This window comes from Anaeromonas gelatinilytica (assembly GCF_016820635.1).
GTDB lineage: Bacteria > Bacillota > Clostridia > Tissierellales > SIT17 > Anaeromonas > Anaeromonas gelatinilytica.
In genome coordinates this window covers 1-26,996 of record NZ_WSFU01000065.1, presented here as the reverse complement: position 1 = coordinate 26,996, position 26,996 = coordinate 1, and the positions used below count along the sequence as shown (strand labels likewise).

The window sequence follows — 26,996 nt, the reverse complement described above, 5'->3', positions numbered from 1 at the left end:
AAAAGACTAGACGGAATGGATGCAAGATTTGACAATGTAGACAAAAGATTAGATGGAATGGATACAAGACTTGACAATGTAGATAAAAGACTAGATGGAATGGATGCAAGATTTGATAGTGTAGATCAAAGATTAGACGATATCAAAGAGCATTTATCATTACTAGAATCTAAAAATGCAGAAAGACATCTATATCTTAAAAATGAGATAGATGTTATGTCTAGTGATATAAGTTTTATTAAGTATAAAGAGTTTAAAAATGAAGAAGATATTTTCAAATTAAAAAAGAATATAAAATAATAAAATAACTAAAGGATTTTAAACTCTTATATAAAAATTTGTTTTTTGTCAAATAATGTTGGTAAAGAAAAATGAGATAAAATAAAAACAACTTAGAAGATGAGATCTCATCTTCTAAGTTGTTTTTATTGCTATTAGATTAGATTTATTCAATATTAAATAAGAAAGTTATTTACAGTTTCGAAGTATATATAAATTAATTATTTGTTTTTTTAGAATATTGATTCGGGGTCATATTCTTGAATTTTTTGAATACTTTAATAAAATAACTTAAGTTATTAAATCCGCAGTCTAAAGCAATTTGTGTAATGTTTTTATCTGTTATATATATCTGATCACATGCACATTCGATTCTATAATAGTTTAGGTACTCTATAGGAGTTTTATGTGTCATATCTTTAAAAAATTTACATAAGTATCTACTATTCATATTGGCACATTTTGCAAGATCATTTAAAGATATGTCTTCACTATAATTTAATTCAATATATGCGAGAATTTTTTTAAATTGAGAAAGTCTTCTTTTATTTTTAGGAGCAATTGTAATCTCATTTTTGTAGTAATTATTTTCTTTTACAACTCCCAAAAAATAATACAGATAACCTTGAATTTTAAATTGATATCCTTTATGTTTATTTTTCATATCTGTAAATATTTTATGAAGAATTTCGTATGCTTCTCCATCATTTTTTGAAAAGTATAATTGTATATTTTTTTGATGATTTAAAATATTATATATTTCTTTGTTGCATATATAATTTTTTCTAAGGAGAAATCTCATGTCAAACAAGAAACATTCATAATTACATTTTGTAGGAATAGCACTATGCAACGTACCATCTTTAAGAAATACTATATCTCCAGCCTTTACATTAAAATCATTTCCATCTATGTTTAATAAAAGACTTCCAGAAGTGACCCTTATTATCTCGTATTCATTATGCCAATGGAGTATCATATTGTATCTAAGATGAAGTGGAGTTACATCGTAAAGTTTAAAAGGAAAATTCATTGTTCCATGTTTTCTATTTTCTTTATATGCTAAATATTTCATTTATAATCACCTAATTGAATTAATAAAATATTTTTTAGTTTATAACAGAATTTGGATACAGAGTTTAACTTTTTAACAAGTTAATTATTTAATATTAAATTGTTGAAAATGTATAATTAATTTTTTAAAAATAAGATTTTTTATAATAACATTAAATTTATTAAGTGCAAATAATCAAAAAAATGAATATATTACTATTTTTCATTATTATAATGCAAGTATATTTATTTTTAAGATTATATAATGTAATTGTAACAAATTAGGAAAACATTCTCAACAAATAAAAATATAAATTGAAGGAGGCAGTGTAATGAGTAATAACAGACTTATAGGGGATTATCCAGTTATTGGCATAAGACCTACAATTGATGGAAGAAAAGGTGTAGTAGATGTAAGAGGTTCCTTGGAGGAACAAACAATGAATATGGCTAAGTCTGCGGCAAAGCTTTTCACAGACAATATAAAGTATTCAAATGGTGAACCTGTAAAGGTTGTTATATCAAATACTACAATTGGAAGAGCTGGAGAGTCTGCAGCATGTGCAGAACAATTTAAGAAAGAAGGGGTAAATATAACTTTAACTGTAACTCCATGTTGGTGTTATGGAGCAGAAACAATGGATATGGATCCTAATATGATCAAAGGAGTTTGGGGTTTTAATGGAACTGAAAGACCTGGTGCAGTTTATTTGGCTTCAGTACTTGCAACTCATACTCAAAAAGGTTTACCTGCTTTTGGTATTTATGGTCAAGATGTTCAGGATGCAGATGATACAAGTATTCCAAAAGATGTTGAAGAAAAGTTATTAAGATTCGGAAGAGCAGCAGTTGCAACAGCTACAATGAGAGGAAAATCTTATTTACAAATTGGTTCTATATGTATGGGAATAGGTGGTTCTATAATGGATCCAGATTTTATGGAAGATTATCTTGGCATGAGAGTAGAGTCAGTAGATGAAGTTGAGATAATACGTAGAATGACAGAGGAAATTTATGATAAAGATGAACTTAAAAAAGCATTAGTTTGGACTAAAGAAAAATGTATAGAAGGTTTTGACAAAAACCCTAAAGATCTTCAAAAATCTCCAGAGGAAAAAGAAAAAGATTGGGAATTTGCGGTTAAAATGATGTTGATAATCAAAGATTTAATGACTGGTAATCCAAATCTTCCAAAGGGTTGTGAAGAGGAAATGATTGGACATAATGCGATAGCGGCAGGTTTTCAAGGTCAGAGACAATGGACAGACTTCTATCCCAACTGTGATTTTTCAGAAGCACTACTTAATACTTCCTTTGATTGGAATGGAGCCAGAGAGCCATATATATTAGCAACTGAAAACGATATTCTCAATGGATTAAGTATGCTGTTTATGAATTTATTAACGAATAAAGCTCAGATGTTTTCAGATGTTCGCACGTACTGGAGCGATGATGCAGTTAAAAAGGCTACCGGATATGATATAGAAGGAAAGGCTAAGGAAGCAAATGGATTTATTCACTTAATAAATTCTGGAGCAACTTGTTTAGATGCTTCTGGACAGGTGAAAGATGAGAATGGAAATGGAGTAATAAAACCTTGGTATGAAGTTACAGAAGAAGACCAAGAGGCTATGTTAAATGCAACTACTTGGAATGCTGCAGATACAGGATATTTTAGAGGAGGAGGTTATTCCTCAAGATTCTTAACTACTGCTGAGATGCCTTGTACTATGATTCGTCTTAATCTTGTAAAAGGTCTTGGACCTGTGATGCAAATTGCAGAAGGATGGACGATAAATCTACCAGAAAAGGTTTCCGATGAGCTATGGAAGAGAACAGATTATACTTGGCCTTGTACATGGTTCGCACCAAGATGTACTGGGGAAGGAGCTTTTAAAACTGCCTATGATGTAATGAATAATTGGGGAGCAAATCACGGAGCAATAAGTTATGGACATATAGGAGCAGACTTAATAACAATGTGTTCAATGCTTAGAATACCAGTATGTATGCATAATGTACCAGAGGATGAAATATTTAGACCATCAGCATGGAATTCCTTTGGAATGGATAAAGAGAGTCAAGATTTTAGAGCTTGTAAAACATATGGACCAATGTACAAATAAGGATGGTTGAAATGGAAATAGAGAATAATGAAAAGAAGGTATTGGCCATCGACTTAGGTGGTTCAAGTGGACGAGCGATGTTAGGGACTTTTAACGGTAATATTATAAATATTCATGAAATACATAGATTTTCTAATGATCCAGTTATGATGAATGAAATCATGTATTGGGATGTATTAAGACTATTTTATGAGATAAAGCAGAGTTTAGTTAAGGCAAAACAGTATGGAAAAATAGATAGTATAGCTATAGATACTTGGGGTGTTGATTTTGGATTATTAGATGAACATGGAAATCTATTAGAAAATCCAATCCATTATAGGGATAAAAGAACCAAAGGTATGATTGAAAAGAGTTTTCAAAAGATTTCGAAAAAAGATTTTTATTCTATAACAGGAAATCAATTTATGGAGATAAATACAGCCTTTCAATTACTTTCCTTAAAAGAAAATAGAAGAGAGTTTTTAAACAGAGCAAGAACTATGCTTTTGATGCCAGATTTATTTAATTATTTATTATCTGGAGTTAAGGTAACTGAATCCACAATAGCATCCACTACTCAGTTATTTGATGCTAAGAAAAAATATTGGTCAAAGGAAGTAATTAACTCTTTGGGCTTACCTGAAAAAATTTTTACAGATATAGTTACAGGCGGAACAGTTATAGGAGAAATTTCAAAGGATTTATGTGAAGAGTTAGATATAGCTTCATCAAAGGTTGTTGCAGTTGCAGGACACGATACTCAAAGTGCTCTTGTGGCAACTCCAACAGTTGAGGATGATTTTATATTTCTTAGTTGTGGTACTTGGTCACTCCTTGGAACTGAGTTAGATAAACCAATAATAAATGAAAAATCTTTGAAATTAAATATAACTAATGAAGATGCATATAAAGAGAAATCATCATTTTTAAAAAATATAATAGGCTTGTGGTTGATACAAGAAAGTCGTAGACAGTGGATAAGAGAAGGTAAAGAATTTAGTTTTGCTGCTTTAGAAAAGATGGCAGAATGTGCAAAACCTTTTAGATGTTTTATAGATCCAGATGATCCCATGTTCATACCAGCTGGAAATATTCCTAAGAGAATTCAAGAATTTTGCAGGAAAACAGGACAACCTGTTCCTAAGACAGAGGCTGAAATAATTAGATGTATAGATGAGAGTTTAGCTCTTAAATATAGATCTTCATTAGATGAAATAAAATTATGCACAGAAAAAAACTATAAAACTATTTATATGATTGGGGGAGGGATACAAAGTCAACTACTATGCAGTATGACAGCGTCTGCGTGTAATTTGGAAGTATCCGCTGGACCTATTGAAGCCACTGTATTGGGAAATGTATGTCTTCAATTCATGGCAATGGGAGACATTAAAGATATAAAACAGGCTAGAGCCATCATAAAAAAATCTCATGATATTACTGTTTATAATCCGAAAAATGTGGATATGTGGAATGAAGCTTATAAAAGATTTAAGGAGGTGGTTAAATGCTAAAGAACATACCAGAAGTACTTTCACCAGAACTATTGAAAGTTTTGTGTGAAATGGGTCATAGTGATAGGTTAGTTATATCAGATGGCAATTTCCCTGCAGAGTCAATTGGTAAGGATGCTATAGTGATAAGATGTGATGGACATGGTATATTGGAAATTTTAGATGCTATACTTCAACTATTTCCATTAGATACTTATGTAGAAAATCCAGTTAATTTAATGGAAGTAATGCCAGGTGATAATATAGAAACGCCGATTTGGGATAAATACAAGGATATAATAAGAAAATATGATGATAGAGGAGAAGAATTAGTTGACAATATAGAAAGATTTCAGTTTTATAATGAAGCAAAAAAAGCTTACTTAATTATTGCTACTAGTGAAAAGGCTCTTTATGCAAATATAATGTTGCAAAAGGGTGTTGTAATTAAATAAATAGATTACTTAAAAGAATATTAATTAGGAGGATATATATGAGTTTAAGTTATATGAATATGAGGAAAGAAATTTGTGATATTTGTCATAAAATGTGGCAATTGGGATGGGTAGCTGCAAATGATGGAAATATAACTGTAAAATTAGAGGACGGAACCTTTTTAGCTACTCCTACTGGAATTAGTAAGAGTTTTATAACTCCTGAAAAATTAGTTCATATAGATAAAAATGGTCAGATTATAGAAGCTTTAGGAGAGTATAGACCATCTTCTGAAATAAAGATGCATTTAAGATGTTATGAAGAAAGAGATGATGTAAGAGCAGTGTTACATGCCCATCCACCAGTTGCTACAGGATATGCTGTAGCTAATAAAGCACTTGATGAGTATTCTATGATAGAAACCATTATAGCAATAGGTTCAATTCCTGTTACTCCATTTGGAACTCCTTCTACTTATGAAGTTCCTGATGCTATAGCACCTTATCTTGAGGAACATGATGTAGTGCTTTTACAAAATCATGGTGCACTTACTGTAGGAAGTGATTTAGTAACAGCTTATTATAGGATGGAAACATTAGAATTGTTTGCTAAGATAAGTTTAAATGCACATCAGTTAGGTGGAGCTCAAGAACTTTCAAGAGAAAAAATAGATAGGCTTATTGACATGAGAAAAAGTTATGAAGTTACTGGAAGACATCCTGGCTATAAAAAGTACAATAAATAATAATGGGGAGAAGAAACTATGGATAATACAAGAAAAATTCATGAAACAGAGTTAAGTGATATGGATATTGATGATGGAAAAGCAAAAAAATATCATGAAAGTAATTTAATATCTGATTCAGTAGTACCAAAGCAGTATGTAGGTCATTTTATAATGTTAGTTTCATGCTTTATACTGTGGGGTCTTTTAAATAACATGACTGATAACTTGGTTCCAGCCTTTGGTAAGATTTTTATGATGAAATCTGTGGATTCGTCATATGTGCAAATGTCTTTTTATGGAGCTTATGCAGTATTAGCTATACCTGCAGCAATTATTATAAAAAAGTGGTCTTATAGGACTGGAGTATTAATGGGATTAGGTCTGTATATAGTTGGAGCCTTTGGCTATATACCAGCTTCAATATTACAAAATTACAATATTTTCTTAGTTTCTATATTTATACTGGCAGGAGGACTTTCAATACTTGAAACCACTTGTAACCCATTTATAATTTCTTTGGGAAGTGAAGAGACAAGTGTAAGAAGACTAAATTTTGCTCAGGCATTTAATCCTATGGGCTCATTAATGGGAATATTATTAGCAAAGTTTGTAATACTTGGGAATTTAAATGAAGCGACTTATGAGCAAAGATTAACAATGAGTTCTGGAGAATTAAAAATGATAAGAGCTAAAGAACTTATGTGGTTAGGTGCTCCATATATAGGGTTGATAGTAATAGCTTTTATAATTTGGATATTCTTTTATAGAAAGAGAAGTTCAGCAAAGGATGAAGGCGGAGATTTAAATATAGTGAATTCCTTTAAAACGCTTCTTTCTATACCAAGATATGTATTTGGTGTAATTACTCAGTTTTTTTATGTTGGAATGCAAATAGCAGTTTGGACTTGGATGACTAAGTATGTTATGACGACTAGAGGAGTACCTGAGGATAAAGCAGTGGAGATATATTTGATTGCAATGCTAGTATTTATTGCATGCCGTTGGATATGTACTGGATTCATGAAAAAAATAGATCCTGCTAAAATGATGACTTTCATGGCTACACTTGGAGTAATTGTAACCTTAGGTGCAATTTATTTACCAACTCAATATTCAATCATATGCTTAATACTAATATCAGGATGTATGTCATTAATGTTTCCAACAATTTATGGCATAGCACTTAAAGATCTTGGTGAAGAAGTTAAATTGGGAGCTGCTGGATTAATAATGGCAATCCTTGGAGGTGCTGTTATTACACCTTTCATGGGTAAAATAATAGATAGTGGAGTATTAGCAATACTTGCACCTAGTTACTCAGGAGTCGAAGCTGCAGTTAGAACATCTTATTTTGTAGCAGTTTTATGTTTTGTAGTAATACTTGCATATTCAGTTTTTAATAGAAAGAAAGTTATTTAATAGATGAAATATTTTAAAATTAAAATGTAAAGGAGTTAACAAAATTATGGTTAATCGGTTCATATTAAATGAAACATCATATCATGGATCAGGAGCAATCAAAGACATTGTCACAGAAGTTAAGGTGCGTAGATTTAAAAAGGCTTTTATATGCTCAGATCCAGAACTTATTAAATTTGGAGTTATTCAAAAAGTAATAGATGTATTGGAAGAAAATAAACTTGATTATGAATTGTATTCAAATATTAAGCCTAATCCTACAATAGAAAATATTCAGTCAGGTGTTGATACATTTAAAAAGTCAAGTGCTGATTATTTAATAGCTATAGGTGGTGGTTCTTCAATAGATGTAGCTAAAGCTATAGGGATAATAATTAATAATCCGGAACATGAAGATGTTAGAAGTCTTGAAGGTGCAATAGTTACTAAAAATAAGTCAGTTCCTATAATAGCGGTTCCTACAACGGCTGGTACTGCAGCAGAAGTTACAATTAATTATGTAATAACTGATAATGATAAGAACAGAAAATTTGTATGTGTAGATCCTCATGATATTCCAACAATTGCTATAATAGATCCCGATATGATGTCAAGTATGCCTAAGGGGTTAACAGCTGCCACAGGAATGGATGCTCTTACTCACGCCATTGAAGGATATATTACTTTAGGGTCGTGGGAGATGTCAGATATGTTTCATATTAAGTCTATTGAAATAATAGCCAGATCATTGAAAGGAGCGGTAGAAAATACCTCTGAAGGAAGAGCAGGAATGGCCCTTGGACAGTATATTGCAGGAATGGGATTTTCAAATGTTGGACTTGGAATTGTACACTCAATGGCACATCCATTGGGAGCACTTTATGATACTCCTCATGGAATAGCAAATGCTATTATACTGCCAAAAGTAATGGAATATAATGCAGAGGCTACTGGGGATAAATATAAATATATTGCACAGGCTATGGGAGTTAAAGGAACTGATGATATGTCTAAAGTAGAATATCAAAAGGCAGCAATTGATGCTGTAAAACAACTTTCATTAGATATAGGTATCCCTAAAGATTTAAAAGATATAGTAAAAGAAGAAGACATTCCTTTTTTAGCTCAATCTGCTTATGATGATGCTTGTAGACCTGGGAATCCAAAAGAAACTTCAGTTAAAGATATAGCTGAGTTGTATAAATCTTTAATATAAATAATAAGTTACATTTAGATTGTCTTATGAGTGATTTGAATAACTCTATACCCTTATATAAAATTTTATATAAGGATGTCTTTAGTATCGCTAATTTTCATAAATAATTTTAAATCCATTTTTAATAGATAAAAAGGAATTTAAGTTCTTATATAGAAAATTCTATATAAGAACTTATTTTTATTTAAAGGGGAGTTTTGTATGCCTAGTTTTAAAACGAAATTAAAAATAATATATTTAATGGATATACTGTTGGAAAAAACAGATGAAAATAATCCTCTAACTGTTAAGAATTTAATAGAAGAATTAAGTAGATATGGTATAACGGCAGAAAGAAAATCTATTTATTCTGATATAAATTTGTTGAGAATTTATGGATTAGATATAATTTGTGAAAAGGGAAGGTCTAATAAATATTTTGTTGCTAGTAGGAATTTTGAGTTACCTGAGTTAAAATTATTGGTTGATTCTGTTCAATCTTCCAAATTTATTACTCATAAGAAAAGCAAGGAATTGATTAAGAAAATTGAAAGTTTAACTAGTGTTCATCAAGCTAAAGCTTTAGATAGATACGTTATTGTAGCAGATAGATTGAAAGCTGATAATGAAAGGATATTTTACAATGTAGATACATTACATAGAGCTATTCAAGAGAATAAACAGGTCCGATTTAAATATTTTGATTATAATTTAGATAAGAAAATTGAATTTAGAAGAAATGGAGAAATGTATATTTCAAGTCCATATGCTTTAACTTGGTCTGATAATAATTATTATTTAATTGCTTACTATGATAGATATAATGATATTAGTAATTTTAGAGTTGATAAAATGATGGATATAGAATTATTAGATGAGGATAGATATTTAATAGAAGGCTATGAAAATTTTAATGTAGCAGAATATTCTACAAAGATATTTAATATGTATATTGGAGATTTAGAAAGGGTAGAATTAGAATTTCATAATTCATTAATAAATGTAGCTATTGATAGATTTGGAAAGGATATAATTATTAAAAAGAAGGATGAGAATTATTTTTCTATTAAAGTAGAAGTAGAAGTAAGTGATACATTTTTAGGTTGGATATTTATGTTTGGAGACAGAATAAAGATAGTATCTCCAACTAAATTAAAATATAAGATGAAAGAAATGGCAGAAAAGATATTGAAACTATATTAAAATATTGTACCCCTACATTTCTATTAATAAATGGATATTGTATTGAAATATATAATTTTTAAGAATATAATTTAATTATAATGTAAGTAATTGGGGGTAATAGCATGGAGAAGTTAATAATGACACCAGGACCTACAGAATCTAGTGAAGGGGTAAGGAGAGCATTATCTATTAAAAATACTAATACTGATTTAGATAATGACTTTCTAGAGCTTTATAAAGATACTTGCGAAAAAGCTAAAAAACTTATAAATTCTAAGGAATCTACAGCTATAATAATGCTTGGTGAGGCTATATTAGGATTAGAAGGTGCATGTGCTTCGTTTATTGAGGAAGGAGATAGAGTACTTTGTATCGATAATGGAATTTTTGGAAGAGGTTTTGGAGATTTTATAGAAATGTATGGTGGAGAAGTAGTATATTTTAAAGGAAATTATAGGAAAGGAATAGATGTAGAGAAATTAGAATCCTTTATAGACGAAAAAGGACCTTTTAAATTGGCTACTTTAGTTCATTGTGAGACACCAACTGGAATCACCAATCCAATAGAGAAGATATGTCCTTTACTAAGGGAAAAGGGAATATTATCCATAGTGGATGCTGTATCCTCTTACGGAGGAGAAGAAATATATATGGATGAATGGAGAATAGATGTACTCTTGGCAGGAACTCAAAAATGTTTATCTGTTACATCTGGAGGAACTATTGTGTTTTTAAGTGATAAGGCTAAGGATATATTGAGAAATAGAAAAAGTAAAATAAAAGGTTTCTATGCTAATTTCCAAAATTGGATTGATATAATTGAGAATGGAAATTTCCCTTATACTCATTCTGATGCTATGATAAATTCGATTAATGTAGCCTTAGATAGAATAATTAATGGACAAGATTTTGTTAAGAAACATAAAGAGTTAGCGTCAAAGGTAAGGAATGTATTTAGAAATTGTGGATTTAATATTTATCCTGAAAATTTTTACTCAAGCACATTAACGGCTGTTGAAGTGCCAGAAGGTATAGAGTTTGACGATATGTTTAATTATCTTAAAGATAGACATGGTATTTTTATTGGTGGAAGCCTAGCAGAATTTAAAGGGAAATTATTTAGAATAGGTCATATGGGTGAAAATGCTAAGGAAGAGAAGATATATATTCTCTTAAAAGCTTTAGATAAATACTTTCAATATAGAGATTTAAAACTAGATAAAAAATTGTATATTGAGTTTGTTAAATAAAAAAATTATCCTTAGAATTTCTAAGGATAATTTTTTTATTTAAAGTTTTTCTAATCTAGCATGGGATGCGTTCCAGTGAGTATTTTTAATATAATTTTCTAATTCTTCTTTATTTCCCTTTTTAAATAATTCCACTATCATTTCATGTTCCTTATTGGTGCTTTTAAGAATTTTTGACATAGAAGTTTCATCTTCTTCAGAATATGAATGTTTTAGAAAGTTTCTTCTCAATTGATTAATAACCCTTATAAGCTCTTCGTTATTAGATATATATATATATATATCATGAAATTCTGATTGTGTTTTATTGTATAACTTATAATTTTTATTCTCTATGTAATCATAAAGCATTTTTATCTTTTCTTTCATATTTTCAATATCTTCATCAGTTATATAATCTATAGCTAACGAAGCAGCCAGTCCATCTAAAGTACCTATTAAGGTATATAGTTCTTTAGCCTTTTTTTCATCGATAGGCTTTACAATGAATCCTCTTCTAGGTAAGTTTTCTATATATCCTTCGGTAGCTAGTTGTATAAGAGCTTCCCTTACTGGAGTTCTACTAATCTGAAGTTCTTTCCTTATCATTTGTTCATTAATCTTTGCATTAGCTTTTAATGTTCCATCATTAATTTTTTCCTGTATGAAATTATATACGTGATCCTTTAAAGATAAATATGCAGTCATTTTCTTCCTCCTCATAATTATTATACTATATATAAAATAATTTAAAAGACAAGATTAAAAAAACGCTTTAAATTTTCAGAATATTATTGACTTTTTAACCATACTAGTATAATATATGATATATAAAGTATTATATATTGTATACAAGAAAGGAGGGGAAATATGAAATATTTATGTCAATCTATGGTGAAACCAATTAAAAGTATATTAATAAAGCATCCTGAAGATGCATTTATAAGTCAGGAAAATTTAAACAATACATATGAGGAATTCAATTATATCGGATGTCCTGATTATGAAAAAGTATTAAAGGAATATCAAAGCTTTGAGAGTATAATCAATGAGAATGTGGAAAATGTTTATTACCTTCCTAAAGATGATAATACTGGACTAGATTCAATATATGCTCATGACACTGCTAAGATAACAAAAAAAGGTGTCATATATTTTACAATGGGTAAAGATTTGAGAAGAGGAGAACCTGATGTAACTAGAAAATATTTAGAGTCAATAGGTATACCAACTTTAGGCTCTATTAAAGGAGAAGGAAAAATGGAAGGGGGAGATGTAGTTTGGCTTGATGAAAAAATTGTAGCTGTTGGTAGAGGATATAGGACTAATGATGAAGGAATCAGACAGTTTAAAGAGTTAGTTAAAGATTTTGTAGATGAGGTCATAGTAGTACCACTACCTCATGGTGAAGGTGAAGATGAATGTCTTCATTTGATGAGTATAATTAGTATGGTGGATCAAGATTTAGCTGTAGTTTATTCTAAGTTCATGCCAGTGTTCTTTAGAGAATATCTTCAAAAGAAGGGTGTAGAGCTAATTGAAGTTAATGATAAAGAATATGAGTATTTAGGGTCTAATGTATTAGCTTTGGCTCCAAGAAAATGTCTGCTTTTAAAAGGGAACCATGATGTGAAAAAGAAGTTATTAGAAGCGGGGGCAGAGGTTTTAGAGTATGAAGGATATGATCTTTCTTATAGGGGAACAGGAGGACCAACTTGCTTGACTATGCCACTATTTAGAGATTAATATGCGAGGGATAGATATGGAAGATATAGTTTTAGAGGATATTTCTCAAGAAATTGAGGATATATTTTATCCATATGTGAAAATTAGAAGTGATACTTTTACTAAGCATGAAAATGATGTATCAAAATTTTTAATGAATTTCTTTGGAGATATAGATTATTTTAAGGAAAATCCTCACCATTATGGACTTTTTCCAATAGAGGATGACGCTCTTAAAAGGTCAGTATCATGGGCTTTGATAAAAGGTGAAGGAGAAGATACTGTAGTATTAATACATCATAATGATACAGTAGGGATTGAGGATTTTAAGGGGTTCAAGTCTTATGCTTATGAACCTAAGAAATTAGAAAAAGAATTAATTAATTATAGGGAAAACTTATCTCGGAAAGCAGAGGAAGATTTATTAAGTGGAAATTATATCTTTGGTAGAGGTACAGCAGATATGAAGGCTGGAGGGAGTATACAACTAGCCTTATTAAAAAGATATTCTACTGTCGAGAATTTTAAAGGAAATGTATTGGTACTTAGTGTTCCTGATGAGGAGAACTTATCAGCTGGTATGAGATCAGCAGTATTATTACTAGATAAATTAAGAAAAGATTATAATTTAGATTATAAATTAATGATAAATTCTGAACCTCACCAAAGGGTTCAGAAAGATGTTGGGATTTTATCTGAAGGATCTGTAGGGAAAATAATGCCTTTTGTATATGTGAGAGGTTTATTATCCCATGCAGGAAAGGTATTTGAAGGACTTAATCCAGTAAATATATTAAGTGAAATAGTGAGGAAGACAGAGTTAAATGTTGAATTACTAGATTTTATTGATGGTGAGGCTTCACCACCACCTACTTGGCTATATTTAAGGGATAGAAAAGAGCATTATGATGTATCTATGCCTTTAAGTGTGGGAGGTTGTTTTAGTATTCTTACCTTCAATAAGGAACCTAATGAGATAATGAAAAAGGTTAAAGAAATATCTTTAGATGCCTTTAATAATGTGATAGAGGGAATGAATGAAAGTTTTAGATTTTATCAAGACAAAAGAAATAAAAAATATAAATTTTTGCCTTGGAAATCAAAAGTTGTTACTTTTAATGAATTGCATGAAGAAGCTTATGAAAATTATGGTGTAGATTTCTTAAAAGAATATAAAAAAGTATTAAATAAAATTATAAATCAAATTAAGACCAATGAAATATCTATGATTGAAGGAAATTTAGATTTAGTAGATACAATTTTTGAATATATCAAGGATTTATCACCTAGAGTAGTAATAGGACTTGTACCACCCTACTATCCAAATGTATCTAATATATATTTTGACGGATTAGATGATGAGCTTAAAAATATTTCTAGGGATATCATGAGATGTGCTAAAAAGGAATTTAATCAAGAATATGTCAGAGAGTATTTCTACACTGGAATTTCTGATTTAAGCTATTCTTCTATTAAAAATAGTAAAGTAATAGAAAAAAGCTTATTAAATAGTATGGCTTTATTTAATGAATTATATACATTACCTTTAGAAGAGGTAGAGAATAATTCCATGCCATGTATAAATGTAGGTCCTTGGGGCAAAGACTTTCACAAGTTAACAGAGAGAGTTTTAAAGGAAGATTTATTTGTTAGAACACCAAAGTTATTAAATTATACAATTTCTAGAGTATTAGGATGGTAAGTAAGTTTAAAAAAGTTAAATGGAGGGGTTAATTATGTTTAAAAATGTTATAGTGAGAAAACCAAGTAAAAACATGGTGGATGGTATTACATCAGCACCAGAATTAGGAAAACCAGATTTTGAATTAGCTTTAAAACAGCATGAAAACTATATCAATGCTTTGAAATCTTGTGGAGTAAAGGTTACAAAATTAGATGTTAACGACAGATATCCAGACTCATGCTTTGTAGAAGATGTGGCAGTACTTAATAGAAAATGTGCAATCATAACTAATCCTGGAGCTGAAAGTAGAAAGGGAGAAGAAAAGGAAATAATTGATGAGATCAAGAAATTTTATCCAGAGGATAAAATTGAATATATCAAAGCACCTGGGACATTAGAAGGTGGAGATGTAATGATGGTTGGAGATCATTTTTATGTGGGTTTATCCGATAGAACTAACCAAGATGGTATAGATCAATTTATAAAAATACTTGATAAATATAAATTAACTGGTTCAGCAGTTGAAATGAAGGAATTCTTACATTTAAAAACTGGGGTTGCTTATTTAGAAAATAATAATTTATTGGTTAGCGGAGAATTTATAGAGCATCCAGATTTTAAAGATTTTAATAGGATAATTATAGATGATGATGAACAATATGCTTCTAATAGTATTTGGGTAAATGAAAAAGTGATAGTACCAGAAGGATATGAAAAAGCAAAGAAATCTATAGAAGATGCGGGATATGAAGTTATAGTGGTGGATACATCAGAATATAGAAAGTTAGATGGAGGTCTAAGCTGTTTATCATTAAGGTTCTAATATAAGTTGAAAAACATAGGGGCGTATTAGAGCCCCTATAAAAATAAATCACCTTCTAGTTAATTTTCAGAATAGTTCTACAATATAAAATAGATAAAATTATAATTTTATTCTTATTTTAAAGGGAGGATTATTTATGGTGTTATTAGAAAAGATAGTTTACGATTATTTGTGGGGATTACCTTTAGTAATCTTAGTATTGATTGCAGGAATCTATTTAACTTTTAATACTAAATTTTATCAGTTTAGAAAATTTAAACATGCATTTAAAATAACATTTAGGAATCTTAAAGGTGAAGGAGATGAAGAAGGGGTTATATCTCCTTTTGAAGCTTTAAGTGTAGCATTAGGAGCAACAATAGGTGTAGGTAATATAGGAGGCGTAGCAACAGCTATAGCTTTTGGTGGGCCAGGTGCTATATTTTGGCTATGGATTGCAGGACTTTTAGGTCCGATAATAAAAATGGCAGAAATAACATTGGCTGTTTATTATCGCTCTAAGGATAATAAAGGAGAACCATATGGTGGGCCAACTTATTATATATCTAGAGGTTTAGGAGAAGAAAGAAATCACAAAAAATTATCTAAAATATTAAACTTTACATTTATATTTGGATTTGCTACTGGATTCTTTCTTACTGTTCAAAACTATACGATATCAGAGGCAATCGCAACTACTTTTGACTTAAATATGATTTTAGTAAGTGGAGTATTTACTGTTTTACTATATATAATCATTTCTGGAGGTTTAAATTCACTAGCTAAATATGCATCTAAAATAGTACCTTTTATGGTTGTATTCTATTTAGCTGGAGGATTATTTATCATATTTAAGAATATAAATATGATACCAGAATCATTAAGACTAATATTTAGTAGTGCTTTTAATGGAACAGCAGCTACTGGAGGATTTATTGGAGCTACTGTAGCTCAAGCAATAAAAGTGGGTATGTCAAGGGCAGTATTTAGTAATGAGGCAGGGTGGGGATCATCTCCAATGATTCATGCATCGGCAAAGACTGATCATCCAGTAAGACAGGGATTATTAGGAATTTTTGAAGTTTTTATGGACACTATCGTAGTACTTACAATTACAGCATTGGTAATTATGGTAACAGGGGAATGGAATTCAGGTTTAGATGGAGCAGCATTGAGCTTAAGTGCCTTTGAATCAGGAATTGGATATCCGGGACGTGTAATAGTAACTATAGGGATATTTTTATTTGGATTAACAACCGTGTCAGGTATATATGCACAAATTGAGGTATTATTAAGATATTTATTAGGCAATAAATTTGAGGGGAAAGATAAGATTCTAACAATATATAAATGGTTATATCCTTTACCAGGATTTTTAATGGTAGTAATTGCGGTATATTATGGAATGCCTGGTACACAAGTATGGTTATTTGCTGATATGTCTACAGCATTACCTATATTTGCAAATGTTTTAGCATTATTATTATTAAGTCCTAAATTTATAGAATTATTAAAGGATTATCATGCCAGACATATTAAGAAGAAAAATGTTAGTAAAGATTTCAATGTGTTCTATGAGGATAAAGATATAGAAAAAGCGTAGAATCCATTAAGAAGGACTATATTGACCATATAAATTAAATTATAAAACATCTTTGGATATCCAAAGATGTTTTATAATGTTATAATATATAGGATATTATAACTAACGATGATTTGAGGTGGTAAGAATGAAAAATTATAGTGCTTTTGAGATTATAGGGCCTAGAATGATAGGACCTTCAAGTTCCCATACAGCAGGGGCAGCTAAATTAGGAAAGATTGCCTTATTGTTTGTAAAGGATGATATAGAAAGAGTAGATTTTTTACTTCATGGTTCTTTCGCTGAAACTTATAAAGGACATGGTACAGATAGAGCTTTAATGGCTGGATTATTAGGTATAAATGAAGACGATGAAAGTCTAAGATATTCTTTAGATATTGCTAAAGAAAAAGGAATTAATTATAAATTTATTCCTACAGATTTAGGTGAAGTACATCCAAATACGGTTAAATTTATTATATATGGAGTTAATGGAGAAATAGTTGAGGTTATAGGTTCTTCCGTTGGAGGAGGAAGTGTTAAAATTATTGAAATCAATGGAATGAAATTGGAGGTTATAGGGGAGTATCCGACTCTTATAACAAAACATTTAGATGTTCCCGGAGCAGTTGCCAGTATAAGTAAAATATTAGCAGAAGAAGAAATAAACATTGCTTATATGAATGTGTTTAGACAAGATAAAGGAAAAGATGCATTAATGGTTATTGAATCTGATCATAAATTAGATGAACATCTAGTAGAAAGATTAAAAAATTCCTCTGAAAAAATAAAAGAAGTTTATATGATAAATGGATTGTAAAGGGTGAAAAAATGTATAATTTTAAAAATGGTAGAGAATTATTAGATATATGCAAGAAATATGATAAAAAGATATGGAAAATTATGATTTTAAGAGAAGAAATGAATACTGGAAAAAGTTATGATGAAATATTTGAACAAATGAAGGAAAACCTAAATACCATGTTATCTGCTGTTGATAAGGGAATAAATAATGATAAAAAATCCATAAGTGGATTAGTGGGTGGAGATGCTAAGAGACTTAAAGAAAGATATATGAATAGTAAAACATTATCCAGTAAAAGAACATTAAAAGCAACAGCAGCAGCAATGGCAGTGTTAGAGGTAAATGCATCCATGGGTCAGATTGTTGCTGCACCGACAGCAGGATCCTCTGGAATATTACCAGGAGTAATATATATGGTTAAAGATGAGTTCAGTGTAGAAGATGATGAATTAGTAAAAATGTTATTTACTGCTTCTGCAATAGGATTTGTAATTGCTAAAAATGCAACGGTATCTGGGGCAGATGGAGGATGTCAAGCAGAAACAGGGTCAGCGGCAGCTATGGCAGCAGGAGCATTAGTAGAGTTAGAAGGAGGTACTCCAGAAGAGTCTTTGGAAGCTGCATCTATGACTATTAAGAACATATTAGGACTAGTATGCGATCCTATAGCTGGATTAGTTGAGAGTCCTTGTACTAAAAGAAATGCAATTGGAGCTACTAATGCACTGATATCAGCCGATATGGCTTTAGCAGGCATTAAAAGTGTTATACCTTTTGACGAAGTGGTTGAAGCTATGTATAATGTGGGTAAATCAATATCTCCAACTTTAAAAGAGACAGCTTTAGGAGGATTAGCAGCTACTCCTACAGGTAGAAGTATAGCAAAGAAAATATTTGGGGAGGAATAAAATATTTTAAGAATAAGAAAAATATAATATATGACATTAGTAAAAACACCTTTAGAATATTCTAAAGGTGTTTTTATGATTTTATAATTGATTAAAAAGATATTGGGTAAATAATAAATGGTATAAATAATTGAAAGTAGGGATTTAAATGACACATACATATGGAGAAAAAGAATTATATAATATAACTATTAATAAATTGGAGGAAAGAGGAGTTGCAATCGATGATATTGCTGAACTAGTAATGGAACTTCAAGGAAGGTATACTGATGAACTTACTATGGAATTTTGTAAGGAAAATATATTTGAGGTTCTTAAAAAGAGAGAAGTTATTCATGCTATTTTGACAGGGATAGCATTAGATGAGTTAGCAGAAGAAAAGAAGCTTCCATATCCGTTACAAGAGATAATAGAAACGGATGAGCCATTATACGGTATTGATGAAATAATTCCTTTATCTATAGTAAATGTATATGGAACGATAGGACTTACTAATTATGGTTATTTAGACAAAGAAAAAATAGGAATAATTAAAGAACTTGATAACAAAGGAAAACAAGGAAGGGCGATCCATACATTCATGGATGATTTAGTATCAGCTATTGCAGCATCTGCTGCGAGCAGAATTGCCCATGCTACTGAATAGGTTTTTATAATAGATGAACTTCCAATAGAATATAATATTGCTTGGTATTAGTAAAAGGCTGTTATAGTATTACAGAACTTATGAGCGAGAAAGCCCACTTCTTCAGATGTGGGAGCAGTCAGAGCTTTATTAGTATCTATAATTTTAATAATTCTAGATAAAATTATCTAGAATTATTTTTTCAAAAAAATTAGTTGACAGGTCAACTAATTTAAAATATAATGGTTGTCAAGTCAACTGTTATTAGGAGGAGAAAATGAGAAGAGAAGATATAGGAAAATATTTAGGCATGATTCATAGATTACATATTATGTTAATTGACAAAAAATTAGAATCCCACGATATAACTCATTCTCACTTTTTTTTATTATTGTCAGTATATGATAATGAAGGAATAACTCAAAATGATCTATGTGAATTATATAAGATAGATAAAGGAGCAGTAAGCAAGGGAATAAAGAAATTAATAGAAGAAAATTTGGTAGTTAAATTAAAGGATTCTGAGGATAAAAGAAAACAGTTGATATATGTAACTGAAAAAGCAAAAAAGATTGAAAAGGAAATTAAAGGAGTATTAGGTTTAGTAGAAGATGATATTACAAAAGAAATATCAGAGGAAGAATTAGATGCTTTTGTTGATGTAATAAATAAAATATTGAATAATCTATATGCAAAAGTAAAGGAAAGATAGATAAGGAGGAAAAGAATGAAAAATCTTAGAAATTTATTTAAATATATGAAACAATATAGTATATATGCGGTTTTAGCAATACTATTTATGTTTTTTGAAGTATTGGCAGGATTATATCTTCCCTATTTAATGACAGAAATTGTTGACTATGCATTGCCTATAGGAGACTTAGGATTGTTGAGAAAGACAGCTTTAATCATGATGGTTATTGCATTAGGATCAATAATAGCAGGTCTTATAAACAATTATTGTGCTCAGTATATAGCTCAATATGCTACAGCCAATTTGAGATCTGATTTATTTAAAAAGATTCAAAGTTTATCTTTTAGAAATGTAGATAAATTTAAAACAGGTAGGCTTATTACCTCATCAACAAATGATATGTTACAAATTCAAAATTTCTTTATGTTCTTATTTAAAGGAATAATTAGGGGGCCGATAATGCTTTTAGGTGGTTTAATTTTAGCAATAAAGACATCGCTAGAATTATCTTCTATTTATATAGTGATAATGCCGCTATTAATTATTGGGATAAGTATAATAATGAAAAAGGCTTTACCATTATTTACTGAAGTACAAGAGAGAGTTGATGCACTTAATGATGTAGCTTTAGAAAATGTTAATTCTCCTAGAGTAATAAAATCCTTTGTTAATATGAAGTATGAAAATAAAAGATTTACAGAAAAAAATGAAGATTATAGAGTTACATCTACTAAAGCAAATAAGATAATCGCCTATGCAATGCCTGCCATCAATATAATAGTAAACCTAGGTATAGCTGGGATATTATATTTAAGTGCTGGACTTATTGAGAATGGAACATTAGTCAATAATGGATTAGCCGATGCTGGTAAAATCATGGCATTTTTTAATTATAATATGCAAATATTAATGGGATTATTGATGCTTGCAATGATGCTTATATTTGTATCTAGGGCTGAAGCTAGTGCTAAAAGAGTAAATGAAATATTTAAAGAAAAAATAGATTTAACTAATAGTGACGATTCAATAAAGAAATTTAATCTAACTGGCGATATAGAATTTAGAAATGTAGATTTTTCTTATGTGAAGGATGGGAATAATGTTTTAAATAATATTTCCTTTAAGATAAATAAAGGTGAAACAATAGGAATAATAGGTTCTACTGGAAGTGGAAAATCTTCATTGGTAAAATTAATTCCGAGACTATATGATGTTAGTTCTGGTGAGATTTTATTAGATAGTTATAATATTAAAGATTTGGATATCAAGTCCTTAAGAGAACAGATTAGTATGGCTACTCAAACTCCTGTATTATTTTCTGGTACAGTAAAAAGCAATTTAATTCAAGGGAATGAAGATGCATCTATAGAAGATTTAGAAGAAGCTTCATCTAATGCTGTAGCAAAGGAATTTATAGATAAATTAGATGATAAATTTGACTCTAAGGTTCAAAAGAAAGGAAACAATTTTTCTGGCGGACAAAAACAAAGATTATCTTTAGCAAGGGCATTTATTAAAAAACCGTCTATATTGATATTAGATGATACTACTAGTGCTTTGGATGCCAATAGTGAAGAAATGGTTAAGAAGAATATCAAAAAATTAGGGAAGGAAACTACTACATTGATGATTTCCCAGAAAATTTCTACCATTATGGATGCGGATAAAATTGTAGTATTAGACAATTACGGTAATTTGGATGGATTTGCAACTCATAATGAATTATTAGAAAAAAGTAATGTATATAAAGAAATTTATAATTCACAATTTGGAGGGGATGTTGTAAATGAGTAAGAAACCTCATGGACCGGGACCTGGAGGACCTCATGGACCACATATTGGAAGAGGGCCTAAGGATTTCAAAGGAACAATAATGAGAATAGTAGGATATCTAAGAAAGTATAGATTAGGATTATTTGTTGTATTTCTTTCTACTATTTTAGGAACTCTATTAAATCTAGCAATACCTTATGCATTTAGTATAACAATAGATGAATATATACTAAATATAGATTATAAAGGTATAGTAATGATGTCAATAGTTATTATTGCTTTAGGAGTATTAGCTGGACTATTTAGTTGGCTTCAGTCCTATATAATGGCTTCAATAGCTCAGAAGACAGTCAAAGACATTAGACAGGATGCATTTGATAAATTGCAAAATTTAACTTTGAAATATTATGATTCTAATTCCAGTGGAGACATAATGAGTAGATTGACTAATGATATTGAATTGATTAGTTCAGGATTAAGTCAAGTAGTGATACAACTTATAACTAGTGTTATTACGATAATAGGTGCCTTAGTACTTATGTTTGTAGCAAGCCCTAGATTAGCTATAATAGCTATATTATTTGTACCTATAATGGGTATATTTACACTGTTTATAACTAGAAAGACTTTCAAAAACTTCAAGGCTCAACAAAAACATTTAGCTTTATTAAATGGAATTGTTGAGGAATCCATTGGTGGGTTAGAGGCTATAAAACTTTACAATCAAGAAAAAGATGTGATAGATACTTTTGAAAAGAAAAATGAAGACCTTAAAGAAGCAGGTTTTAAAGCTCAACTTTATTCTGGAATAATAATGCCTGTGATTACATTTTTAAATAATCTTATATATGTGGTCATTATAGTTTCAGGAGGATATTTTGCTATAAGGTTTAAAACAGTATCAGTAGGACAAATAGCTGCAGTTTCTGCCTATGCAAGACAGTTTACTAGACCAATAAGTCAATTAGCTCAACTATTTAATACATTGCAACAATCGGTAGCAGGTGCTGAAAGGATATTTGAAGTAATTGATGAAGAAGATGAATATGTAAATGATTCTGATTTCATGATAAATAAAATAAAAGGGCATGTTGAGTTTAAGAATTTATATTTTGGATATGACAAGGATAAAGATATATTAAAGGATATTTCTTTTGAAGCTAATCCAGGAGAGATACTAGCAATAGTAGGTCCCACAGGAAGTGGAAAGACCACTATTATTAATCTTATAAATAGATTTTATGATGTGGATAGAGGAGAAGTATTAATAGATGGTCACAATGTAAATGATATAAATAAAGATAGTCTGAGGGATAAAATTGGTGTAGTACTTCAAGATACAAATCTTTTTGGAACTACAGTATTTGAAAATATAAGATATGGAAAAAGAGATGCTACAAGTGAAGAAGTAATAGAAGCATCAAAGTTAGCTAATGCAGATGGATTTATTTCTAGACTTCCAAATGGATATGATACAGTAGTATCTGAAGGTGGAGAAAACTTTTCTCAAGGAGAGAGACAATTAATATCTATTGCAAGGACTATATTATCAAATCCAGATATTCTTATATTAGATGAAGCTACATCTAATGTTGATACTAGAACAGAGTTTCATATCCAAGAAAGTATGGAATATTTAATGAAGGGTAGAACAAGTTTTGTAATAGCTCATAGACTTCAAACTATAAGAAATGCCGATAAGATATTGGTAATAAAGGATGGAAAGATAATTGAACAGGGTAATCATGAGGAATTAATAAAAGAAAAAGGATTCTATTATGACTTATATACAACTCAGTTCAAAGGAATATCGGCTTAATAAAAGAGGCTGTCTCAAAGTGATTAAATAAATCATTTTTGAGGCAGCTTTTTCTTTATATAAATAAAATTTTAGTCGATATGAATGACAATTTTTGTTTAGAATTGTCGTTCATACCAATTAAATTGTTGTTCATCCAAATTTATTGAAATATTAAATATTTGATGATAATATTTGAGTCAATGGGGCTAGATTTAAACGATAGATATAAAAAAATGTATATAATATTATATATATCAATATTAAAAAGGGGAAGAGGCATATGGGAGAAATAAATCAAAATCAGATTGCACAAATTGCAAGTAAAATAGGAAAATTTATTATCATAGGTTTTATTATTGAATTTGTTTTTGTAACTTTTATAAATGATTCATTAGTTAATTTTTTACATAATAATGGACCATTAAGTAAAAGTGATCCTATTGAAATAGATATGTTAATTAGAAGTTCTCAGCATACTTTATCCTTAATAATTTTAGCTCTATTCATATTTAAAGTAAACTTTAAAGACATGTTTTTAAATAAAAATCAAATATATGAATTAAGTTTGAAATCCAAGATAAAATTAACATTATTATTTATAAGTATATCACTTTTTTTTGCATTGATAAGTACTTTTATAATGGATATTTATACTAGGTATATTTTAAATATACCTATGCCTGAAACTGCAAAAAAATTATCAGTTTTTGCGATATTTATAGTGCCAATTATTGAAGAGATTCTATATAGAGGGATTTTTTTGAATCAGTTAAAAGGTATTGGTTATTTATTTTCAATTATAGTTTCATCTATATATTTTGGCGCAATGCATGGAATTGGATTTTTACATGCATTTATTATAGGATTAATACTTGGATTTACCTATATTTTAACTGGAAATATAAAGTGGTCGATTATAATACATTATATATATAATTTAATAATTGCCTTAATTGAATATTTATTTTTGCCTTTATTTCCAAATATAAGTCACAATACTGGAAAATTGATTGTAGGAATTGTTTTATTTTTAGTTTTCTTAATAGTAAGTATAAGAGATAAGGAACTTAAAGAACTCTATGAAAAAGTAAATATTAAAAATATAGGGAATAAAATAAAACAGGATAAAAACAAATATATGACATTTGTTGATGATCCTAAAATTATAATTTTCATTGTAGGTGGAATTATCATACAATTGCTTCCATTTTTTGTAGATGTGAATATACTTATGAATTAGAAGACGTATTGAATGGGTATCCTAAAATATAGTTGAAAAAATTAAATAAAATATATTTATGGTAAGTGTTAAATAAGAGGCTGTCTCAAAGTGATTAAATAAATCATTTTTGAGGCAGCCTCTTGATTATATTTGGCCTAATGAAAATTGAACTATTAAGGATACAACAACTACTATTAAAGAAACTAAAAATCCTAATATCATTGGATTTATTCCAGCACGGACCATCTTTTTTATGTCCGTATTAAAACCTATTGCTCCTAGTGCCATAGCCATCAAAAATTTACTTATAATATTTAAAGAATCTTTTAAGTTTGTTGAGATATAGCCTAAACTATTTATAACTGAAAATACAAGGAATAATAGTATAAACCAAGGAGCTATTTCTATTAAATATCTTCCTTTATTTACTTGTATTTCATTATTACTTTCTTTGTATTCTTTTCCTTTTTTATATGCTCCTATAAATGAGAATAATAAAACTATAGGAATAATAGCCAATGTTCTAGTTAATTTAACAATAGTGGCAAATTCTCCGGCTTGATCACTAAAGGCATATCCAGCTGCTACTACAGAAGAAGTATCATTAACAGCTGTTCCAGTCCATAGACCAAAGGATAAATCTGATAGTCCTAATAGATTTCCCATTATAGGAAATAGAATAATCATTAGTATATCAAATATGAATGTAGCAGCTATAGCATATGTTATATCGCTTTCATCTGCATCTATTGTTGGAGATATGGCAGCAATTGCTGAACCACCACATATACCAGTACCAGCTGATATCAATGTACTCATTTTCCAATTGATTTTTAAAATTGAAGATAATAAGTATCCAGAACCAAAAGCAGCTAATAATGTAAAACTCATTACATATAATGAATATTTACCTATGGTTAAAATTTGCTGTATACTAAGACTTGCTCCTAAAAACACAATAGCAGTTTTTAATAATTTTTTTGATGTGAATTTCAGTCCGTTTTTATAAGGAGTTTTATCCTTTATTATTAAGTTTAATATTATACCAAATATTAGAGCAAATACACTTGCACCTATTATATGAACTTTATTTCCTAAAAATGTTGAGATGATGGCAATTAAAAATGCCATAAAAATTCCTGGTAAATATTTTTTGATTTTCATATATTTTGACCTCCTACTTTTTTATAATTACAGAAAAAAGTATAGCATTCCAAAATAGATAAGTGAAATATTATAATTTTATAGTTATAATAAGTAAATACCTATAATAAAAAATTAGATAAGTGTGTTAAAATATAGAAAAAAGGAGAAAACCATGAATTTTAGACATTTAAAGATATTTATTACGGTGTGTGAAGAAATGAATATGACTAAAGCAGCTAAAAAACTATATATTAGTCAGCCTTCAGTTAGTCAAGCAATTTCCGAATTAGAAGATTATTATAATACAAAATTATTTGAAAGACTTTCAAAGAAAATATACTTAACAAAATCAGGTAAGGAGCTATTATCCTATAGTTATCATGTTCTTTCTTTAAGTGACGATATCGAAAGAGTAATGGAAAAGAAAAGTTTTTATAATAATATAGTTTTAGGTGCTACTATTACTATCGGAACATATTTTTTACCTAAAATTTTATCGGAAATAAAATCTGAAAATCACGATATGGATATAAAAGTAATAGTGAAGAATACATCTTTTATTAAAGAAAATTTACTCAATTCAAAGATAGATATAGGATTAGTAGAGGGTAAAATAGATCATAAGGATATTATAGTAAAATCTTTTTATGAGGATGAATTAGTTATAATTGCAAATGATAAAGATGTTCTTTCTCATAAGAAAGATATTAGTTTTGATGATTTGCAATATAGGAATTTTCTCATGAGAGAAGAAGGAAGTGGTTCTAGAGACCTTTTTGTAGAGGAAATGAAAAGGCATAATATAGAATACAATATTGCTGGAGAGTACAATAATACTGAGGCAATAAAAAATGCCACATTATATGGTTTGGGATTAGGTATAGTATCAAAAATGTCATTGAATGGTTCAGAAAGTAATATTAATATATTACCTATAAAGGACTTGGAACTTAGTAGATATTTTTCCATTGTTTATCATAGAAATAAATATATAAATAAAAGTATATCTTTTTTAATGGATTATATATTAAACTTAGACTGACTGCTCCCACACCTAAAGGAGCGGGGTTCTAAACTACTAAAGGCTTCTCTATCAAAAGATGGTATCTGATTGATAGAACTGACCT

24 protein-coding genes are annotated in these 26,996 nt (G+C 29.4%); 21 read left to right on the top strand and 3 right to left on the bottom strand.

Going from position 1 to position 26,996, the window contains the following annotated elements:
- Positions 1-300 (top strand): hypothetical protein (locus tag GOQ29_RS05210; RefSeq protein ID WP_203371588.1); only part of this gene is annotated, 300 nt, incomplete at its 5' end.
- A 196-nt stretch (positions 301-496) separates the two neighbouring features.
- Here the strand turns inward: GOQ29_RS05210 and GOQ29_RS05205 are convergent.
- On the bottom strand, positions 497-1,354 hold the full coding sequence (locus GOQ29_RS05205; protein ID WP_203371587.1) for an AraC family transcriptional regulator: 858 nt from the start codon (positions 1,352-1,354) through the stop codon (positions 497-499).
- A 310-nt stretch (positions 1,355-1,664) separates the two neighbouring features.
- Here GOQ29_RS05205 and GOQ29_RS05200 point away from each other — a divergent pair, with 310 nt between their 5' ends.
- From GOQ29_RS05200 to GOQ29_RS05165, 8 genes are all read left to right on the top strand, one after another.
- Positions 1,665-3,458 carry an L-fucose isomerase gene (locus GOQ29_RS05200; protein ID WP_203371586.1) on the top strand — a complete coding sequence of 598 codons (1,794 nt, stop codon included), beginning with the start codon at positions 1,665-1,667 and terminating at the stop codon, positions 3,456-3,458.
- A gap of 11 nt (positions 3,459-3,469) precedes the next feature.
- On the top strand, positions 3,470-4,954 hold the full coding sequence (locus GOQ29_RS05195) for a rhamnulokinase (protein WP_203371585.1): 1,485 nt from the start codon (positions 3,470-3,472) through the stop codon (positions 4,952-4,954).
- Complete coding sequence (locus GOQ29_RS05190) at positions 4,948-5,388, top strand: RbsD/FucU family protein (protein ID WP_203371584.1); 441 nt, start codon at positions 4,948-4,950, stop codon at positions 5,386-5,388. The genes GOQ29_RS05195 and GOQ29_RS05190 overlap by 7 nt, the downstream gene beginning before the upstream one ends.
- A gap of 38 nt (positions 5,389-5,426) precedes the next feature.
- Positions 5,427-6,113, top strand: a complete 687-nt coding sequence (locus tag GOQ29_RS05185; protein WP_203371583.1) for a class II aldolase/adducin family protein — start codon at positions 5,427-5,429, stop codon at positions 6,111-6,113.
- A gap of 18 nt (positions 6,114-6,131) precedes the next feature.
- Entirely contained in the window at positions 6,132-7,514 is a 1,383-nt protein-coding gene (gene fucP, locus GOQ29_RS05180) for an L-fucose:H+ symporter permease (RefSeq protein ID WP_252187520.1), read from the top strand.
- Between the two features lie 46 nt (positions 7,515-7,560).
- A complete protein-coding gene (fucO, locus tag GOQ29_RS05175) occupies positions 7,561-8,709 on the top strand; it encodes a lactaldehyde reductase (RefSeq protein WP_203371582.1) in 1,149 nt (382 codons plus the stop codon).
- 201 nt (positions 8,710-8,910) lie between these two features.
- Complete coding sequence (locus GOQ29_RS05170; protein ID WP_203371581.1) at positions 8,911-9,891, top strand: helix-turn-helix transcriptional regulator; 981 nt, start codon at positions 8,911-8,913, stop codon at positions 9,889-9,891.
- Between the two features lie 104 nt (positions 9,892-9,995).
- Complete coding sequence (locus GOQ29_RS05165) at positions 9,996-11,123, top strand: pyridoxal-phosphate-dependent aminotransferase family protein (RefSeq protein WP_203371580.1); 1,128 nt, start codon at positions 9,996-9,998, stop codon at positions 11,121-11,123.
- A 39-nt stretch (positions 11,124-11,162) separates the two neighbouring features.
- On the opposite strand, the gene GOQ29_RS05160 is transcribed toward GOQ29_RS05165, so the two are convergent.
- Positions 11,163-11,810, bottom strand: a complete 648-nt coding sequence (locus GOQ29_RS05160; protein ID WP_203371579.1) for a GntR family transcriptional regulator — start codon at positions 11,808-11,810, stop codon at positions 11,163-11,165.
- 162 nt (positions 11,811-11,972) lie between these two features.
- Between GOQ29_RS05160 and GOQ29_RS05155 the strand changes: the two genes are divergently transcribed.
- From GOQ29_RS05155 to GOQ29_RS05105, 11 genes are all read left to right on the top strand, one after another.
- Positions 11,973-12,848 carry a dimethylarginine dimethylaminohydrolase family protein gene (locus tag GOQ29_RS05155; RefSeq protein WP_203371578.1) on the top strand — a complete coding sequence of 292 codons (876 nt, stop codon included), beginning with the start codon at positions 11,973-11,975 and terminating at the stop codon, positions 12,846-12,848.
- A 16-nt stretch (positions 12,849-12,864) separates the two neighbouring features.
- The gene (locus tag GOQ29_RS05150; RefSeq protein WP_203371577.1) at positions 12,865-14,529 is read left to right on the top strand and encodes a M20/M25/M40 family metallo-hydrolase; all 1,665 of its coding nucleotides are present in this window, start codon (positions 12,865-12,867) and stop codon (positions 14,527-14,529) included.
- Positions 14,530-14,563: 34 nt separating this feature from the next.
- Positions 14,564-15,334: a dimethylarginine dimethylaminohydrolase family protein gene (locus tag GOQ29_RS05145; protein WP_203371576.1), complete on the top strand. Its 771-nt coding sequence runs from the start codon at positions 14,564-14,566 to the stop codon at positions 15,332-15,334.
- Positions 15,335-15,470: 136 nt separating this feature from the next.
- The gene (locus tag GOQ29_RS05140; protein WP_203371575.1) at positions 15,471-16,916 is read left to right on the top strand and encodes an alanine/glycine:cation symporter family protein; all 1,446 of its coding nucleotides are present in this window, start codon (positions 15,471-15,473) and stop codon (positions 16,914-16,916) included.
- Between the two features lie 127 nt (positions 16,917-17,043).
- Complete coding sequence (sdaAB, locus tag GOQ29_RS05135) at positions 17,044-17,715, top strand: L-serine ammonia-lyase, iron-sulfur-dependent subunit beta (protein ID WP_203371574.1); 672 nt, start codon at positions 17,044-17,046, stop codon at positions 17,713-17,715.
- Positions 17,716-17,726: 11 nt separating this feature from the next.
- Positions 17,727-18,608: an L-serine ammonia-lyase, iron-sulfur-dependent, subunit alpha gene (gene sdaAA, locus GOQ29_RS05130; protein ID WP_203371573.1), complete on the top strand. Its 882-nt coding sequence runs from the start codon at positions 17,727-17,729 to the stop codon at positions 18,606-18,608.
- 148 nt (positions 18,609-18,756) lie between these two features.
- On the top strand, positions 18,757-19,254 hold the full coding sequence (locus tag GOQ29_RS05125; RefSeq protein ID WP_203371572.1) for a phosphatidylglycerophosphatase A family protein: 498 nt from the start codon (positions 18,757-18,759) through the stop codon (positions 19,252-19,254).
- A gap of 256 nt (positions 19,255-19,510) precedes the next feature.
- Positions 19,511-19,945: a MarR family winged helix-turn-helix transcriptional regulator gene (locus GOQ29_RS05120; protein ID WP_203371571.1), complete on the top strand. Its 435-nt coding sequence runs from the start codon at positions 19,511-19,513 to the stop codon at positions 19,943-19,945.
- A 15-nt stretch (positions 19,946-19,960) separates the two neighbouring features.
- Positions 19,961-21,721, top strand: coding sequence for an ABC transporter ATP-binding protein (locus tag GOQ29_RS05115; RefSeq protein ID WP_203371570.1), 1,761 nt, complete (start codon positions 19,961-19,963; stop codon positions 21,719-21,721).
- Positions 21,714-23,519, top strand: a complete 1,806-nt coding sequence (locus GOQ29_RS05110; protein ID WP_203371569.1) for an ABC transporter ATP-binding protein — start codon at positions 21,714-21,716, stop codon at positions 23,517-23,519. The genes GOQ29_RS05115 and GOQ29_RS05110 overlap by 8 nt, the downstream gene beginning before the upstream one ends.
- A gap of 262 nt (positions 23,520-23,781) precedes the next feature.
- A complete protein-coding gene (locus GOQ29_RS05105) occupies positions 23,782-24,741 on the top strand; it encodes a CPBP family intramembrane glutamic endopeptidase (RefSeq protein WP_203371568.1) in 960 nt (319 codons plus the stop codon).
- Between the two features lie 126 nt (positions 24,742-24,867).
- Here GOQ29_RS05105 and GOQ29_RS05100 read toward each other — a convergent pair whose 3' ends face one another.
- Positions 24,868-25,887: a YeiH family protein gene (locus GOQ29_RS05100; protein ID WP_203371567.1), complete on the bottom strand. Its 1,020-nt coding sequence runs from the start codon at positions 25,885-25,887 to the stop codon at positions 24,868-24,870.
- A 154-nt stretch (positions 25,888-26,041) separates the two neighbouring features.
- Here GOQ29_RS05100 and GOQ29_RS05095 point away from each other — a divergent pair, with 154 nt between their 5' ends.
- Entirely contained in the window at positions 26,042-26,911 is an 870-nt protein-coding gene (locus GOQ29_RS05095; protein ID WP_203371566.1) for a LysR family transcriptional regulator, read from the top strand.
- Positions 26,912-26,996: the final 85 nt, after the last annotated feature.

Bases quoted from the DNA above. Each gene is read 5' to 3' on its own strand.
- GOQ29_RS05205 (WP_203371587.1), bottom strand. From the start codon at position 1,354: ATGAAATATTTAGCATATAAAGAAAATAGAAAACATGGAACAATGAAT.
- GOQ29_RS05200 (WP_203371586.1), top strand. From the start codon at position 1,665: ATGAGTAATAACAGACTTATAGGGGATTATCCAGTTATTGGCATAAGA.
- GOQ29_RS05195 (WP_203371585.1), top strand. From the start codon at position 3,470: ATGGAAATAGAGAATAATGAAAAGAAGGTATTGGCCATCGACTTAGGT.
- GOQ29_RS05190 (WP_203371584.1), top strand. From the start codon at position 4,948: ATGCTAAAGAACATACCAGAAGTACTTTCACCAGAACTATTGAAAGTT.
- GOQ29_RS05185 (WP_203371583.1), top strand. From the start codon at position 5,427: ATGAGTTTAAGTTATATGAATATGAGGAAAGAAATTTGTGATATTTGT.
- fucP (WP_252187520.1), top strand. From the start codon at position 6,132: ATGGATAATACAAGAAAAATTCATGAAACAGAGTTAAGTGATATGGAT.
- fucO (WP_203371582.1), top strand. From the start codon at position 7,561: ATGGTTAATCGGTTCATATTAAATGAAACATCATATCATGGATCAGGA.
- GOQ29_RS05170 (WP_203371581.1), top strand. From the start codon at position 8,911: ATGCCTAGTTTTAAAACGAAATTAAAAATAATATATTTAATGGATATA.
- GOQ29_RS05165 (WP_203371580.1), top strand. From the start codon at position 9,996: ATGGAGAAGTTAATAATGACACCAGGACCTACAGAATCTAGTGAAGGG.
- GOQ29_RS05160 (WP_203371579.1), bottom strand. From the start codon at position 11,810: ATGACTGCATATTTATCTTTAAAGGATCACGTATATAATTTCATACAG.
- GOQ29_RS05155 (WP_203371578.1), top strand. From the start codon at position 11,973: ATGAAATATTTATGTCAATCTATGGTGAAACCAATTAAAAGTATATTA.
- GOQ29_RS05150 (WP_203371577.1), top strand. From the start codon at position 12,865: ATGGAAGATATAGTTTTAGAGGATATTTCTCAAGAAATTGAGGATATA.
- GOQ29_RS05145 (WP_203371576.1), top strand. From the start codon at position 14,564: ATGTTTAAAAATGTTATAGTGAGAAAACCAAGTAAAAACATGGTGGAT.
- GOQ29_RS05140 (WP_203371575.1), top strand. From the start codon at position 15,471: ATGGTGTTATTAGAAAAGATAGTTTACGATTATTTGTGGGGATTACCT.
- sdaAB (WP_203371574.1), top strand. From the start codon at position 17,044: ATGAAAAATTATAGTGCTTTTGAGATTATAGGGCCTAGAATGATAGGA.
- sdaAA (WP_203371573.1), top strand. From the start codon at position 17,727: ATGTATAATTTTAAAAATGGTAGAGAATTATTAGATATATGCAAGAAA.
- GOQ29_RS05125 (WP_203371572.1), top strand. From the start codon at position 18,757: ATGACACATACATATGGAGAAAAAGAATTATATAATATAACTATTAAT.
- GOQ29_RS05120 (WP_203371571.1), top strand. From the start codon at position 19,511: ATGAGAAGAGAAGATATAGGAAAATATTTAGGCATGATTCATAGATTA.
- GOQ29_RS05115 (WP_203371570.1), top strand. From the start codon at position 19,961: ATGAAAAATCTTAGAAATTTATTTAAATATATGAAACAATATAGTATA.
- GOQ29_RS05110 (WP_203371569.1), top strand. From the start codon at position 21,714: ATGAGTAAGAAACCTCATGGACCGGGACCTGGAGGACCTCATGGACCA.
- GOQ29_RS05105 (WP_203371568.1), top strand. From the start codon at position 23,782: ATGGGAGAAATAAATCAAAATCAGATTGCACAAATTGCAAGTAAAATA.
- GOQ29_RS05100 (WP_203371567.1), bottom strand. From the start codon at position 25,887: ATGAAAATCAAAAAATATTTACCAGGAATTTTTATGGCATTTTTAATT.
- GOQ29_RS05095 (WP_203371566.1), top strand. From the start codon at position 26,042: ATGAATTTTAGACATTTAAAGATATTTATTACGGTGTGTGAAGAAATG.